Below are 13006 nucleotides of genomic sequence, written 5' to 3'. Positions count from 1 at the left end.
TTCTACCGGCGTCTTCTGGGTAGACTGAACGAGAGAACCTGGAAGATCTCCGGCTGACGCCGGACTCCCAAGGGATATGACAAAGTGTCAACAATCCTGTCGGTCTAAACTGTCAACGATCCTCCCGGTTGCTCACCGAGGCATGCACCGGCAGCCAGCTATCCGCGCCGATGTCATCCCGAAGGAAGCGGCCACGCCGTAGCTGCTGCGTGAGCCAAACACCGCAGCGACTGAGGGATCCGCCACACACCAGGCGTGATGCTGCGCCGACGAGGGAAAACACCGGGGCCATCTGCCGGTTCGCTCCCGCCTGCCGGATGACGCGCCAGGGCCTGGTGTGAGCCGGCTCGGAGGCGTTTGGAGGACTGTGTGGCGGATCCCTCAGTCGCTGCCGTCAACGGTTTGGATGCAGGCTCGGCGTGGCCGCTCCATCGGGATGACATCCGGCGCCGATTCGAGTTCGCGCACGCACCTACGACGGCGATTGAAGTTCTCCCCTCTCCCGGCGCAGTTTGCCGGGGGAGGGGCGGGGGAGGGGCCACCCGCGGCATGCGCGGACCCAATCGAACCCCGACCGAAGTTCCCCCCTCTCCGCACGTAGTTTGTGCGGGGAGGGGCCGGGGGAGGGGCCCAAGAAACTTTCCCCGCCGCGCGCCGCCGCTTATCTTCCGCGGCTTGCCGGTACCCCGTCCCGAGCGCTCTTCGTGACCGAACCCGTGTCCCTTCTGAACGCGCGCTGGCTGGCCCCCGCCGCGCTCGGCGTGGCGTTGCTCTCGCTGGCGCTCAACGCCGTGCTGCTGTACGCGGTGCGGCGCCCGGAAGCGGTCGTGGGGCCCATGCTCGGCCGCACGATCACGCGGCTGCAGGCGTCGGACGCCACCCTCAAGTACACGGTGCGCATCCCCTCGGGAACGCCGCTGCACTTCGACGTGCCCATCGACGAGCAGTACCGGGTACAGCTGAACACCACGCTGCCCATCAACACCACGATCAACCTGCCTATCCAGACGCCGTTCGGAAACCGCACGGTGCGCGTGCCGGTAAGGACCACCATCCCCATCCGGCAGACCATCCCCGTGCACCTGCGCGACACCTTCCGCCTGCGCACGCAAACGCAGGCCGAGCTGGTGGTTCCGCTGGAAGTCCCCATCCGCGACCTGCCGCTGGACGAGCTCCGGAAATCCCTGGATCCCTGACCCCCATGCACCGATTCCTGGCCTGCGCCGCTCTGGCTACCCTGGCGGGCTGCGGCGACTCCGCACCGCGTTCCGGCACCCCGGCCGACAGCACGCCGTCGCCCACGCAGGCGCCGGCCGACTCCGGCGTGGCGGCGTGGACGACCAACCCCGCCGAGGGGGTGAGCGTCACCGTGGAAGACGGAAGCGCCACGGTGCAGACCGGCCCGCACACGGTGCTGTGGCCCCAGGGCGCGACAGACCTGGCGCCGCCGTATACCGTGCGCGCCACGCTGACCAAGGACTCCGGCCGGCTTCACGAGGGCTACGGCCTGGTGTTCGGCGGCACGGGGCTGGACGCGGCCGAGGCGGGGCAGGCGTACAGCTACTTCCTGGTGCGCGGCGACGGCAGCTTTCTCATCAAGCGCCGTGACGCCGCCCAGACGCCGGTGATCCGCGACTGGACGCGCCACCCGTCCATCAACCGCGACGCCGCCGGCGCCGGGCGCGCCAACCGGCTGGAGGTGCGGGTGGGCGCCGACACCGTCGTCTTCGTGGCCAACGGCGCCGAGGTGGCGCGGGTGCCCGCGGCGGAGTTGGCGGTGAATGGCCGCCCCGGCATCCGCATTGCCCACGACCTGGTGCTGCGCGTGGCCGGCTTTCGCGCGGGGGCCCCGTGAACCGTCCCGTCCGGGTGCTGGTGGCCGACGACGATCCGGCCATCCGCGGCGTCCTTCACGTGATCCTGGCCCAGGGCGGGTACCACGTCGAGGAGGCGGCGGACGGCGCCGAGGCGTTGGACGCCTTCCAGTCGCGCGGGGCCGACCTGATCCTGTCGGACCTGCAGATGCCGGGGATGAGCGGCCTGGAGCTGCTTCGCCGCGTCCGCGCGCTGGACGACACCGCGGGATTCATCATCCTCACCGGCGCCTCCACCGTCGAGAACGCGGTCGAGGCGCTGCGCGTGCAGGCCGACGACTACCTGGTGAAGCCATTCAACCTGGACGAGGTGCTGCTCGCGGTGGAGCGTGCGCTCAGCTACCGCCGCCTCCTGCGCGAGAACCGGTCGTACCAGCAGCACCTGGAAGACCGCGTGGCAGAACAGGCGCGCCAGCTGGAGGCGCTCCTGATGGACGCGCTGCGCTCCCTGGCCAGCGCCATCGAAACGCGCGACGACTATACGGGCGGGCACGTGGAGCGCGTGGCACGCTACGCCGCCGCCACCGCCCGCGAAATGGGACTGCACCGCGACGAGGTTCGCGCGCTCTGGGTGGGCGCGCTGCTTCACGACGTGGGCAAGATCGGCGTGTCCGACCACGTGCTGAAGAAGCCCGGCAAGCTGACGGCGGACGAGTACGACGAGATGAAGCGGCACCCGGAGATCGGCGGCGTCATCATGGAGCGCAGCTCGTTCCTGCGCCCCGGCCTTCCCGCCGTGCTGCATCACCAGGAGCGGTGGGACGGCTCCGGCTATCCCCGTGGCCTGCGCGGTGAGGAGATTTCGCTGCAGGGCCGCATCGTGGCGGTGGTGGACACGTACGACGCCATCATCAGCTCGCGCCCGTACCGCGACGCCAGCAGCTGCGAGTTCGCGATGGAGGAGATCCGGCGCAACGCGGGCACGCAGTTCGATCCGGTCGTGGTGGAGGCCTTCTTTCGTGCGGAAGCGAAGAACTTCCCGGACGATCCCGACACGCCGTCGCTCCCCGCCGTGGAATAGCGGCCCCCCAGACCAGAACCGGACGAGAGAACCGATGGCGGAACACCAGGCCGCGATGCTCAGCGACGTTCCCGAAGGCGAGGCGCGCGAGTTCACCGTGGGCGGACGCGAGATCGTGCTGTGCAACGTGGAGGGCGAGATTTACGCGCTGCAGGGGATGTGCACCCACGAAGACCTTCCGCTGGATGGCGGCGAGGTGGACGGAACCGAGCTGGTCTGCAACTGGCATGGGGCCAGCTTCGACGTGTGCACCGGCCGCCCGATCGGCCTTCCCGCCACCGAGCCGCTTCAAACGTTCGAAGCGCGGGTGGATGGCGACGGCCGCATCCATGTGACGATGCCGGACTGAGCGGGTCTCGTGGGGCGGGAGGCGGGGATGGACAGGCGAAGGGCGATCGGATGGATGCTGGTGCTCGCGCTGGGGCTGGCGGGGTGCGCGCGGCAGGGGACGGACACCGGGGCAGGGAAGATGAAGTTTCTGGCGCTGGGGGATTCGTACACCATCGGCGAGGGGGTGGCGGCGGCCGACCGCTGGCCGGTGCAGCTGGCGGCGCTGCTGCGGGAGCAGGGGCAGGACTTCGCCGAGCCGCAGATCATCGCGCGCACCGGCTGGACGACGGACGAGCTCTCCGACGCCATCGACGCCGCCGACCCGCGGGGGCCGTACGACCTGGTGTCGCTGCTGATCGGCGTCAACAACCAGTACCGCGGCCGCGGCACCGAGGAGTACCGCGCCGAGTTCGCCGGCCTGCTGCAGCGCGCCATCGGCTTCGCCGGGGGCGACGCGAGCCGGGTAATCGTGCTCTCCATCCCCGACTGGGGGGCCACTCCCTTCGCGGAGGGCCGCTCCCGCGCCAACATCGCCGCGGAGATCGACGTGTTCAACGCAATCAACCGCCAGGAAACGGAGCGGCTGGGCGCGCGCTACGTCGACATCACCCCGCAGAGCCGCACCGCAGGCTCCAATCCCGCGTTCCTGGCCCCGGACGGCCTCCACTACTCCGGCTTGACCTACGCCGAGTGGGCGCGCCTGGCCCTTCCGGCAGCCCTGGAAGCAGTGCAGTAATCCACGCGTGCCGATGCGCAACCCTGTCATCCTGAGGCGCAGGCGCACCGTCCCATCCCGTACGATAGACTTCGCGCGCCGAAGGATCTAACAGCGGACACGTACAAGCCAGGGCGCGGCAGCGGGCACCGAAGCTGAGGCCTCGGCCGTGCAGGGGTAGCAATCACAGGACCGAGGCCCCCCCAAGGGCGGGTGAACCCGCCGCTGGAAAGCGGAAAGCCCCGACCAGGGCCGCTATCGCGTCCGGATCGAGGCTTCACCTGCACGCACGCCGCACCTGCCGAAGCGCAAGCGAATTCTCCCTTTCCCCCGCTTGCGGGGGAGAGGGCCGGGGAGAGAGGGCTGCCAGGGGCATGCGCCGGGAACAGTCGAAACGCCCCGCTTCCCGCATGCTCCCGGTGTGCCCGGAATCCCCTCGCGCACCCCTGTCAGGGGTGGGTCCAGAGGACTAAACCGTAAGTACCCGAGTGTAGATTTTGCCGATGAAAACTCTCCACGAGATCGAGCGCGCCGTTCAGGAGTTGAAGCCGAAGCAACTCGCGCAGTTCCGCGCTTGGTTCGCTGAGTTCGACGCGGGCGCGTGGGACCGACAGCTTGAGGTCGATGTCGCGGCGGGTCGGCTGGACGCGCTGACGGATGAGGCCCTGGCGAGCTTTCGGGCGGGGCGTACCGGCCCGGTGAACATCTCATAAACGAGAGCCCCCGTCGATGCATCGGCGGGGGCTCTCGTTCGCGTCAGCTTTCAGGCTCGACGATCTCCACCTCACCTCCGCCGCCGCGGCGCATCTTCAGGCGCACCTGCTGGCCGGGACGGTAGCGCGAAAACTGGCTCATCGGCACCTCGCGCTCGTACGTCTTGCCATCCTCGTCCCTGAAGCGCAGCACGTACTTTTCCACCCGCGCGCCCTCACGCTCGTTCTTGCCGATGCGCACCGCGGGCCACGCGGGTTCCTTCTCCGCACCGCCGCGCGCCCACGCCGTGTCGTCGGGCAGCCACCGCTCCAGTTCGTACGAGTACTTCGTGCCGTACACCGGCTCGCGGCGGTAGATGGGCTCCTGGTACTCCTCCGTGTGGCTGCGCGTTTCGTACTCCGGCTCGGTGCAGGTGATGTCCTCGAAGTAGCCGTTGCCCATGTCGCGCTGCCCGCAGGTGAAGCTGCGCGTGCCCACCTGCACCTTTTCTGATACCTGCCGGGTGCGCGTCTCGTAGTGGTCCAGCACCTGGCGATAGTCGCGGATGGCGCGCTCGCTGCTCAACTGCCGCGCGCCCGAGGGAAGTGACCAGTCCTCCTCCCGCACGGTGCGGTACTCCTGCACCTCAATGGCGCGCTGCCAGTCCGCTTCGGCCACCGTCGCGGTGACCTCCTTGGGGCTGTTGCACCATCCGAACGCGCCAAGCAGCGCCAGCACGAAGGCGGGCCCCTTCCACCGCCGCTTCGGGCGCGGCGGGGCAGCGGTCGACGCGGCCATCCGTGGACGGGTGGGCTCGCCGGAGCGCGGCACGTCGTCCATCCCGTACTCGTGCGTCGCCTGCACCGCGCTGCTGCCGCGCTCGGCGCCGCAGCCGGGGCAGCGCGCGTCGACCGCCCGGGCGCTGGCGCCGCAGTGCTCGCACACCCAGTCCGCGCCGCCGCGGGCCTGGGCCAGGCGCACGGCGTCCGACACCTCGGGCGCATCTTCGGGCAGGTAGAAGCGCGTGCCTTGGGGACGCGGATTGCCGCACCCGGTGCAGTTCACCTGCCGCCCGGGAAGCGCGACGGAGCCACAGGTGGGGCAGTCCCAGCAGCCTTCGCGAATGGCCATCTTCGGATCGGGGCAGAGCGGGGGAGGGGTGCCGCGAGAGCGCGGCGCGAGCGGAGTGAAGACGAGCGGCACGCGAAAGATGTTTCATCGCCGCGCGTTTGCCAAGCGGGGGAACCCGGACGCGTCGGAGGGGTTCATTCCTCCCACTTTCACCCTATCCGTCGGCCCGATGTCCATCCGAGACGAGCTGTACGAAAAGATGTGCGCCGAGAACGAGGCGGCCGAGCTCGCCGCGCGGCGCGCGGTGCGGCGCTACTGGATCGTGACGCTACTCGTCTGCTGGGGGTGGTGCCTCGTCGGCGGCGCGGTGACCGTCTACGGCTTCCACATCTTCGATCCGGTGAACGGTCCCATCCTGGTGGACGCGGGCCCCAAGATCGCCGCGGCCGGAACCCTGGCGACCATCCTGATCGCCGGTTATCTCCGGCGGGAGCGCGGCTACGAGTGATCCGTTCGCGAGCAAAGAAATCGGCCGCTTCCCAAGAACGGAGGCGGCCGATTCTACATGAAGTGAGACGAGCTATATCGTTTCGGTGGATGGACTTGGCAATGCCGACATCGCGTCGTTTCCACCTACCAGAACGCTGGCCGATCCTGGGCCGGTGACGTATTCCTGGCGGTAGATCTTCAGCAGCTCGAAGAAGTAGGCGATGGCCAGCGGGCCCAGCAGCACGCCCAGCAGCCCGACGTACTTGAGGCCGGCGAAGGCGCCGATCAGTGTGGCCATCGGGTGGATGTCGGAGATGCGCTTGAACACGATCAGCCGCACCACGTTGTCGGCGTTCGCCCCGATCAGCCCCAGCGTCGACAGCAGCACCGCGCCCCCCCACTCCCCGCCGACGATCAGCACGGCGACCCCGGGCACCCACACGAGCGCACTCCCGAACATCGGCAGCACGGCCACGATGGCGGTGATGACGCCCCAGAACGCCGCGCTGGGCAGCCCCACCAGCATGAATCCCACCCCCACGATGGTCCCCTGGATGGCCGAGGTGAGCGCGATGCCCACCAGCGACGCCACGGTGACGCTGTGGAAGCGGTCGCGCAGGGTGTCGGCCGCCTGGTAGGAGAAGGGAAGGAAGTCGCGGACGCTCAGCCAGATCTTTTCCGGGTGCAGCAGCAGGAAGTACAGCCCGAAGAAGGCGATCACCAGGCTCAGCAGGCTGCGGGCGGCGCCGCCGGCGAACGCCAGCGCGTTCTGCGTGACCCACGCCACCGCCGTGCCCCCCGCCGAGGCCAGCTGCGTCCCTAAATCCACTGGCCCAATGCGGATGTTCGACAGCCGGTCGAGCACGGCGCCGTTCTGCAGCATCCGCAACGTGTTTGGTGCCTCGTTGACCATGATCCCCACGACCACCGCGAGCGGCAGCAGCACCAGGACCAGAGCGACGGTCAGCACGATCGCCGCCGCGAAGCGAGGCGGCAGCACGCGCGAGAGGCGGCGGTGCGCCGGGGCGCAGATCACGTACAGCACGGCGGCGCCCAGCAGCCCCGACGCAAACGGCGTCAGCGCGAGGGCGATGGCGATGCCGAGCACCGCCACGAGGGCGGCGGCGCGGGAACGCGGGGTCTGCAGCAGGGCCATTCGGGGGCGTCGGCGGAGGGCGGGCGTGAGATCCTGATGATAATGCCTACGGACGCGGGGGCGAAACCGTTTCGCCCCCGGCACCCGTACTAATCATTCGCTAACCCCGTCGGGGAAACTCCTGTTCCGCGCCGGGTTACAGCATGGGACCCCGACAACATCCATCCTTCAACCCCGCGCCTGCGCCCCGGACCCGGAGGCCACGCGGGCACCTCCGCGCCCGAACATCACGGCGGCGGCCGTCCGCGCCGCCCGAGCAGAGGAAGGTGGATCGCCATGCTCTACAGGAACGAACCTCCGTTCAAGCTGCGCAGCACCCTGGCCGCCGCATTCGCGCTGGTGGCCGCGGGCACCGGCATGGGCCTGGCGCAGGGCGGCGAACAGCCGCGCGCGCTGGAGAGGGTGGAGGCGGTGATCCCGCAGCCGGTGACGTTCGCCGCCGTCCGCGTGGTGCGCGAGGCCCGCGTGCCGCGCCAGCCCCGGCTGGGCGCCGATGCGCGCATGTCGTCGCAGCAGCTCTCCGCGGCCGAGCGGCTGGTGCGCGACGAGGTGAGGCGCGGCGCCTTTCCCGGCGCCGCGCTGGCCGCGGGCCGAGGCGCGCACTTGGGGCTGATGGCGGGCGTGGGCAACGCGGAGTGGGGGCACGGCGCGGTAGACCCCGAGCGCACCGTGTACGACATCGCCTCGCTGACCAAGGTGGTGGCGACGACGACGGCGGTGATGCTGCTGGTGGAGCAGGGCAAGCTGGACGTGGACGCGCCCGTTTCGCGGTACCTTCCCGCGTTTTCGGGCGGGGCCAAGGACAAGGTGCGCATCCGCCACCTGCTGGCCCACAACTCCGGGCTCCCTGCCGGCGCCGGGGTGGGCGGCACGCCGGACCAGGCGCTGAAGCAGCTGATCCGCACGCCGCTGAAGACCGCGCCGGGCGAGCGGATGGAGTACTCCGACGTGGGCTTCGTGGTGCTGTGGGCCGCCGCGGAACGCGCCGCGGGAGAGCCGCTGGACGAACTGCTGCGCCGCGAGATGTGGGAGCCGCTGGGCATGCGCTCCACCGGCTTCAACCCCGGGGAGGGCTGCGCCCGCTGCGTGCCGACCTTCAAGCGGGCAGACGGCACCCCGGTCCGCGGCAAGGTTCACGATCCCATCGCCCGCAAGCTGGGGGGCGTCGCGGGGAACGCGGGGCTGTTCAGCACCGCCGGCGACCTGGCGCGCTTCGCCGCCATGCTGGCGAGCGGGGGCGAGCTGGAGGGCGTGCGCGTGCTGGAGGAAGAAACCATCCGCCGGTTCACCCGCCGGCAGCCCAACGCGGAGAACCGGGCCCTGGGCTGGGAAACGCCCAAGGAGCGCGGCGGTTCCGCCGGGCGCGAGCTGAGCCGGCGCGCGTTCGGGCACACGGGGTTCACGGGGACGTCGCTGTGGGTGGATCCGGAGCGGGCGACGTGGACGGTGCTGCTGGCCAACCGCACCTTCGACCCCCACGCGTCCAACCGCATCCAGGCCCTGCGCCGCGCGGTGAACGACCGCGTAGCCCAGGCCGCGGACGCCGGCGGGCGAGGAATGGGCGTGCTGCTGGACTGAGGGCGCCTCTCCCCCGGCAAACTGCGCCGGGAGAGGGGGAGAACGTCGACCGAGCGCCGCAGCCTGTCATCCAGAGGCCCAAGCGCACCAAACTCGCCCGAATACCGTCCTGTGCGGGCCGAAGGATCTGGCCTGAACCACTTCTCAACCTGGGCGCGACAGCGGCACGGAGCCCATGGATCTCGGCTTCTGCGCGTTCTGCCCGACGGGACGGACTTCGCTCGGTACGGATCGGTTCGGCGCATTCGACGGGCGCCCCCCATCCCCAGCCCTTCCCCCGCAAACTGCGCGGGGGAAGGGAGCCAGCCCGGCGCGTGAGGGTGGTCAGGCGCGAGGGCGGGTGATGCTGAAGGCTGGGTGGCGTCTCGATGTGGGCCGGCGCATGCCTCGGCTGCCCTCTCCCCTGGCCCCTCTCCCGCAAGCGGGAGAGGGGAGAATTCGATCGCGCTGCGGCAATTGCGGCGTGCGTGCAGGAAAGCCCCGGACGGGACGCGTCAGCGGCCCGGGTCGGGGCTTTCCGCTTCCCAGCGGCGGGTTCCCCCGCTCTCGCGGCCCAAGCCCTTCGCGGTCGTCCGTCGGTTCACCTGCCCGGCCATTGGGACGGGTCCCCGAGGGCCGACTTTTGCCCCGTTGTTCGAACGCGCGTTCCAGGTTACAATCCGCTCACACCATCACCCCGAGAGCGCAGCCGTATGAAACGCCGCGAATTCATCACCCGCAGCGCCGCCGCAGCCGCCGGGCTTTCCGTGCTCCCGAGTGGCGCCGCCCACGCGGCCCACATCCTCGCGCCCGGCGACGCCGACCAGCGCGAGCTGGCCATGCGCGCCCTGGACGCCGCCCGGAGCGCCGGTGCGCAGTACGCCGACGTGCGCATCAACCGCAACCGCAACCAGTCCGTCGGCACGCGCGAGCGGCAGATCACCGGCTTCCAGGACTCGGAAACGTCGGGCTTCGGCGTGCGGGTGCTGGCGAACGGAGCATGGGGCTTCGCCGCCAGCCGCGAGGTGAACGCCGAGGAAGTGGCGCGCGTGGCCCGGCAGGCCGTGGCGCAGGCGCGGGCCAACGCCGCCGCGCGCCAGCGGCCGGTGGAGCTGGCGCCCGTGGAGCGGGTGGCCGATGGGCGCTGGCAGTCGCCCATCCAGGTGGACCCGTTCGACGTGCCCATCGAAGAAAAGGTGAACCTGCTCTTCGAGGCCAACGCCGCGGCGCTGGGCGTGGCCGGGGCGCGGTTCGTCACCTCGTCGCTCTTCTTTCTGCGCGAGGAAAAGACCTTCGCCTCCACCGAGGGCAGCTACACCGTCCAGACCATCTACCGCACCCTCCCGCAGATGACGGTGACGGCGGTGGCCCCGGACGGCGGCGACTTCCAGGCGCGGCAGAGCACCCCCGTGGCCGCCATGGGGCTGGGGTACGAGCACGTCCGCAACGCCGACCTGGTGAACAACGCCCGCAGGTGGGCCGACGACGCGGTGGCCAAGCTTTCGGCCAAGCCGGTGGAGCCGGGGCGCTACGACCTGGTGCTGATGCCCTCGCACCTGTTCCTGACCATCCACGAGTCCATCGCGCACCCCACCGAGCTCGACCGCATCATGGGGTTCGAGGCCAACTACGCGGGCACGTCGTTCATCCATCCCATCGGCGACTTCCTGGGCAAGTTCCGCTACGGCCAGGAGATCATGAACATCCAGGCCGAGCGCAGCACCCCCGGCGCCCTGGCCACCGTGGGCTGGGACGACGAAGGCGTACGCCCCGACGAGTACCTGATCGTCAGGAACGGCATCCTCAACGACCTGCAGACCACGCGCGAGCAGGCGCCCATGCTGGCCGACTGGTACCGGCAAAGCGGCAAGCCCGTGCGCAGCCACGGCAACAGCTACGCGCAAAGCTGGGCCGACGTGCAGTTCCAGCGCATGCCCAACGTGAACCTGATGCCGCACGCCACCCGCGACGTGAAGCTCGACGAGCTGGTGGGCGGGATCGAGAACGGCATCCTGATCGAGGGGCGCGGCTCGTACTCCATCGACCAGCAGCGGTACAACGCCCAGTTCGGCGGCCAGGTGTTCCACGAGATCCGCAACGGCCGGGTGGGCGGCATGCTCAAGGACGTGGCGTACCAGATGCGCACGCCCGAGTTCTGGAACGGGATGGACCTGATCGGCGGGCGAAGCACGTACGAGATCCACGGCTCGTTCAACGACGGCAAGGGACAGCCGTCGCAAAGCAACGCCGTTTCGCACGGATGCCCGCCGGCGCGCTTTCGCCAGGTAAACGTCATCAACACCGGACGGCGCGCCTAAACCGCCGCCTGGCAACGGCTTGGGCGTACGCCGCCCCGCTCCCGGCACCCCCGGCGGGCGGGGCGGCGGCGGTTGACAGGAGCACGTAAGGGCGGCTAACTTTTCGAGTTATCCCGAACGGCGCCGTCGTTCCCCGTTTTCCCGCTCCGGGAAAGCATCCTCGCACATCCTCCCTCGGGAGTTCACAGCTCCGATGTTTCAGAACGTCAGGGCCCGTCTGGGCTTGATTCTCGTGCTCGCGGCCGCCTGCGTGGCCCTCCTCTTCTGGAACCAGGGCCGTAAGGGCCAGATGGTCACCCTGGGGCTGGACCTGCAGGGCGGCATCCACATGGCTCTCGAGGTGGACGAGACCGGCAAGGCGCTCACCCCCCAGCAGCGCAGCGACGCCATCGATCGCGCGCTGAAGGTGGTGCGCATTCGCGTCAACGCGCTCGGCGTGTCGGAGCCGGTGGTGCAGAAGGCCGGCAACGACCGCATCGTGGTGGAGCTGGCCGGCCTGCAGAACATGAACCAGGCCCGCGACGTGATCTCCAAGGCCGCGTTCCTGGAGTTCCAGATCGTCAACCGGCCGGAAGAGGTGCAGCCCGCGATGGCCCGCCTGGACCAGGCGGTGGCCCGCGCATTCCCCAGCGCGGCGCGCGCGGCCCCGGCGGCCGAGTCGCCGGTGGGTGGCGTGTTCAAGCAGAAGGGCGCCGCGGCCGACAGCGGAACTTCCGGCAAGCCCTTCGAGAGCAAGATCGCCAGCGTGGGCCCCGAGGGGCAGCTGCTGGTGGCCGTTGCCGACACGGCTGCCATCGGCGCCTGGCTTCGCCACCCGGCCGTGGCCGCGGCGGTGCCCCGCGGAACGGAGATCCTGTGGGGCGTGCCCGAGGCCGAAGAGAACAAGCAGTTCCGCTCGCTCTGGTTCGTGCAGAACCGCGCGATCATGACGGGCGAGTACCTTCAGTCGGCGGTGCCGGCGACGGACCAGACCACCGGCACCCGCTCGGTGGTGGAATTCGAGCTGAACCGCCGCGGCGGGCGCACGTTCGCGCGGGAGACGGGCCGCAACCTGCAGCGGCAGATGGCCATCGTGCTCGACAACCAGGTGTACACGGCCCCGATCATCCAGGGGCAGATCGAGCGCCGGGGCCAGATCACCCTGGGCAGCGCCAGCTTTGAAGAGGCCAGCGAACTGGCCCTGGTGCTGAAGGCGGGCGCGCTGCCGGTGCCGCTGAAGATCGTCGAGGAGCGCTCGGTGGGCCCCACCATGGGCGCCGACTCGGTGCGCGCGGGCTTCATCGCCGGCCTGATCGGGCTGGCGGGCGTGGTGCTGATCATGATCGGCTACTACCGCGTGGCGGGCGTGTTCGCCGTGATCGGGCTGTCGCTGTACGTGCTGTACACGCTGGGCTCGCTGGTGGCGGTGGACGCGGTGCTCACCTTCCCGGGCATCGCCGGCCTGGTGCTTTCCATCGGCATGTCGGTAGACGCCAACGTGCTGATCTTCGAGCGCATCCGTGAAGAGCTGGACGCCGGCCGCGCCGTGCGCCCGGCGGTGAGCGAGGGCTTCAAGCAGGCGCTTTCGGCCATCGTCGACTCCAACATCACCACCCTGCTCACGGCGGCCATTCTGTACTACGCCGGCACCGGGCCCATCCAGGGCTTCGCGATCACCCTGGGCATCGGCATCATCATCTCGATGTTCACGGCCATCTTCGTGACCCGCACCCTCTTCACCCTGTACCTCGAGCGCCGGTCGTCCGCCGCGCAGGGTCTGGCCATCTGACGCGGGGAGAATAC

General features: G+C 70.0%; 12 protein-coding genes. 10 read left to right on the top strand and 2 right to left on the bottom strand.

Features of this window, described 5'->3' with window-relative positions:
• The first annotated feature begins 704 nt into the window (after positions 1-704).
• From VF632_RS11945 to VF632_RS11920, 6 genes are all read left to right on the top strand, one after another.
• Positions 705-1196: a hypothetical protein gene (locus VF632_RS11945; RefSeq protein ID WP_331023120.1), complete on the top strand. Its 492-nt coding sequence runs from the start codon at positions 705-707 to the stop codon at positions 1194-1196.
• Positions 1197-1201: 5 nt separating this feature from the next.
• On the top strand, positions 1202-1855 hold the full coding sequence (locus VF632_RS11940) for a hypothetical protein (protein ID WP_331023119.1): 654 nt from the start codon (positions 1202-1204) through the stop codon (positions 1853-1855).
• On the top strand, positions 1852-2895 hold the full coding sequence (locus VF632_RS11935) for an HD-GYP domain-containing protein (RefSeq protein WP_331023118.1): 1044 nt from the start codon (positions 1852-1854) through the stop codon (positions 2893-2895). The genes VF632_RS11940 and VF632_RS11935 overlap by 4 nt, the downstream gene beginning before the upstream one ends.
• Positions 2896-2929: 34 nt before the next feature.
• On the top strand, positions 2930-3244 hold the full coding sequence (locus VF632_RS11930; RefSeq protein WP_331023117.1) for a non-heme iron oxygenase ferredoxin subunit: 315 nt from the start codon (positions 2930-2932) through the stop codon (positions 3242-3244).
• 120 nt (positions 3245-3364) lie between these two features.
• Positions 3365-3961, top strand: coding sequence for an SGNH/GDSL hydrolase family protein (locus VF632_RS11925; RefSeq protein ID WP_349263995.1), 597 nt, complete (start codon positions 3365-3367; stop codon positions 3959-3961).
• A gap of 482 nt (positions 3962-4443) precedes the next feature.
• A complete protein-coding gene (locus VF632_RS11920) occupies positions 4444-4653 on the top strand; it encodes a hypothetical protein (RefSeq protein ID WP_331023115.1) in 210 nt (69 codons plus the stop codon).
• A gap of 43 nt (positions 4654-4696) precedes the next feature.
• Here VF632_RS11920 and VF632_RS11915 read toward each other — a convergent pair whose 3' ends face one another.
• Positions 4697-5764 (bottom strand): hypothetical protein, encoded by a 1068-nt coding sequence (locus tag VF632_RS11915; RefSeq protein WP_331023114.1) that lies wholly within the window; start codon positions 5762-5764, stop codon positions 4697-4699.
• A 169-nt stretch (positions 5765-5933) separates the two neighbouring features.
• Between VF632_RS11915 and VF632_RS11910 the strand changes: the two genes are divergently transcribed.
• Positions 5934-6212 carry a hypothetical protein gene (locus VF632_RS11910; RefSeq protein WP_331023113.1) on the top strand — a complete coding sequence of 93 codons (279 nt, stop codon included), beginning with the start codon at positions 5934-5936 and terminating at the stop codon, positions 6210-6212.
• Between the two features lie 72 nt (positions 6213-6284).
• On the opposite strand, the gene VF632_RS11905 is transcribed toward VF632_RS11910, so the two are convergent.
• Entirely contained in the window at positions 6285-7349 is a 1065-nt protein-coding gene (locus VF632_RS11905) for an AI-2E family transporter (protein WP_331023112.1), read from the bottom strand.
• 276 nt (positions 7350-7625) lie between these two features.
• On the opposite strand from VF632_RS11905, the gene VF632_RS11900 reads away from it, so the two are divergent.
• From VF632_RS11900 to secD, 3 genes are all read left to right on the top strand, one after another.
• On the top strand, positions 7626-8927 hold the full coding sequence (locus tag VF632_RS11900) for a serine hydrolase (protein ID WP_331023111.1): 1302 nt from the start codon (positions 7626-7628) through the stop codon (positions 8925-8927).
• A 692-nt stretch (positions 8928-9619) separates the two neighbouring features.
• Positions 9620-11224, top strand: coding sequence for a TldD/PmbA family protein (locus VF632_RS11895; RefSeq protein ID WP_331023110.1), 1605 nt, complete (start codon positions 9620-9622; stop codon positions 11222-11224).
• A 193-nt stretch (positions 11225-11417) separates the two neighbouring features.
• Positions 11418-12992: a protein translocase subunit SecD gene (gene secD / locus VF632_RS11890; protein WP_331023109.1), complete on the top strand. Its 1575-nt coding sequence runs from the start codon at positions 11418-11420 to the stop codon at positions 12990-12992.
• Positions 12993-13006: the final 14 nt, after the last annotated feature.

The organism is Longimicrobium sp. (genome assembly GCF_036388275.1).
In the GTDB taxonomy this organism is placed as follows: Bacteria; Gemmatimonadota; Gemmatimonadetes; order Longimicrobiales; family Longimicrobiaceae; genus Longimicrobium.
This window is presented reverse-complemented; position numbering and strand designations above follow the sequence as displayed.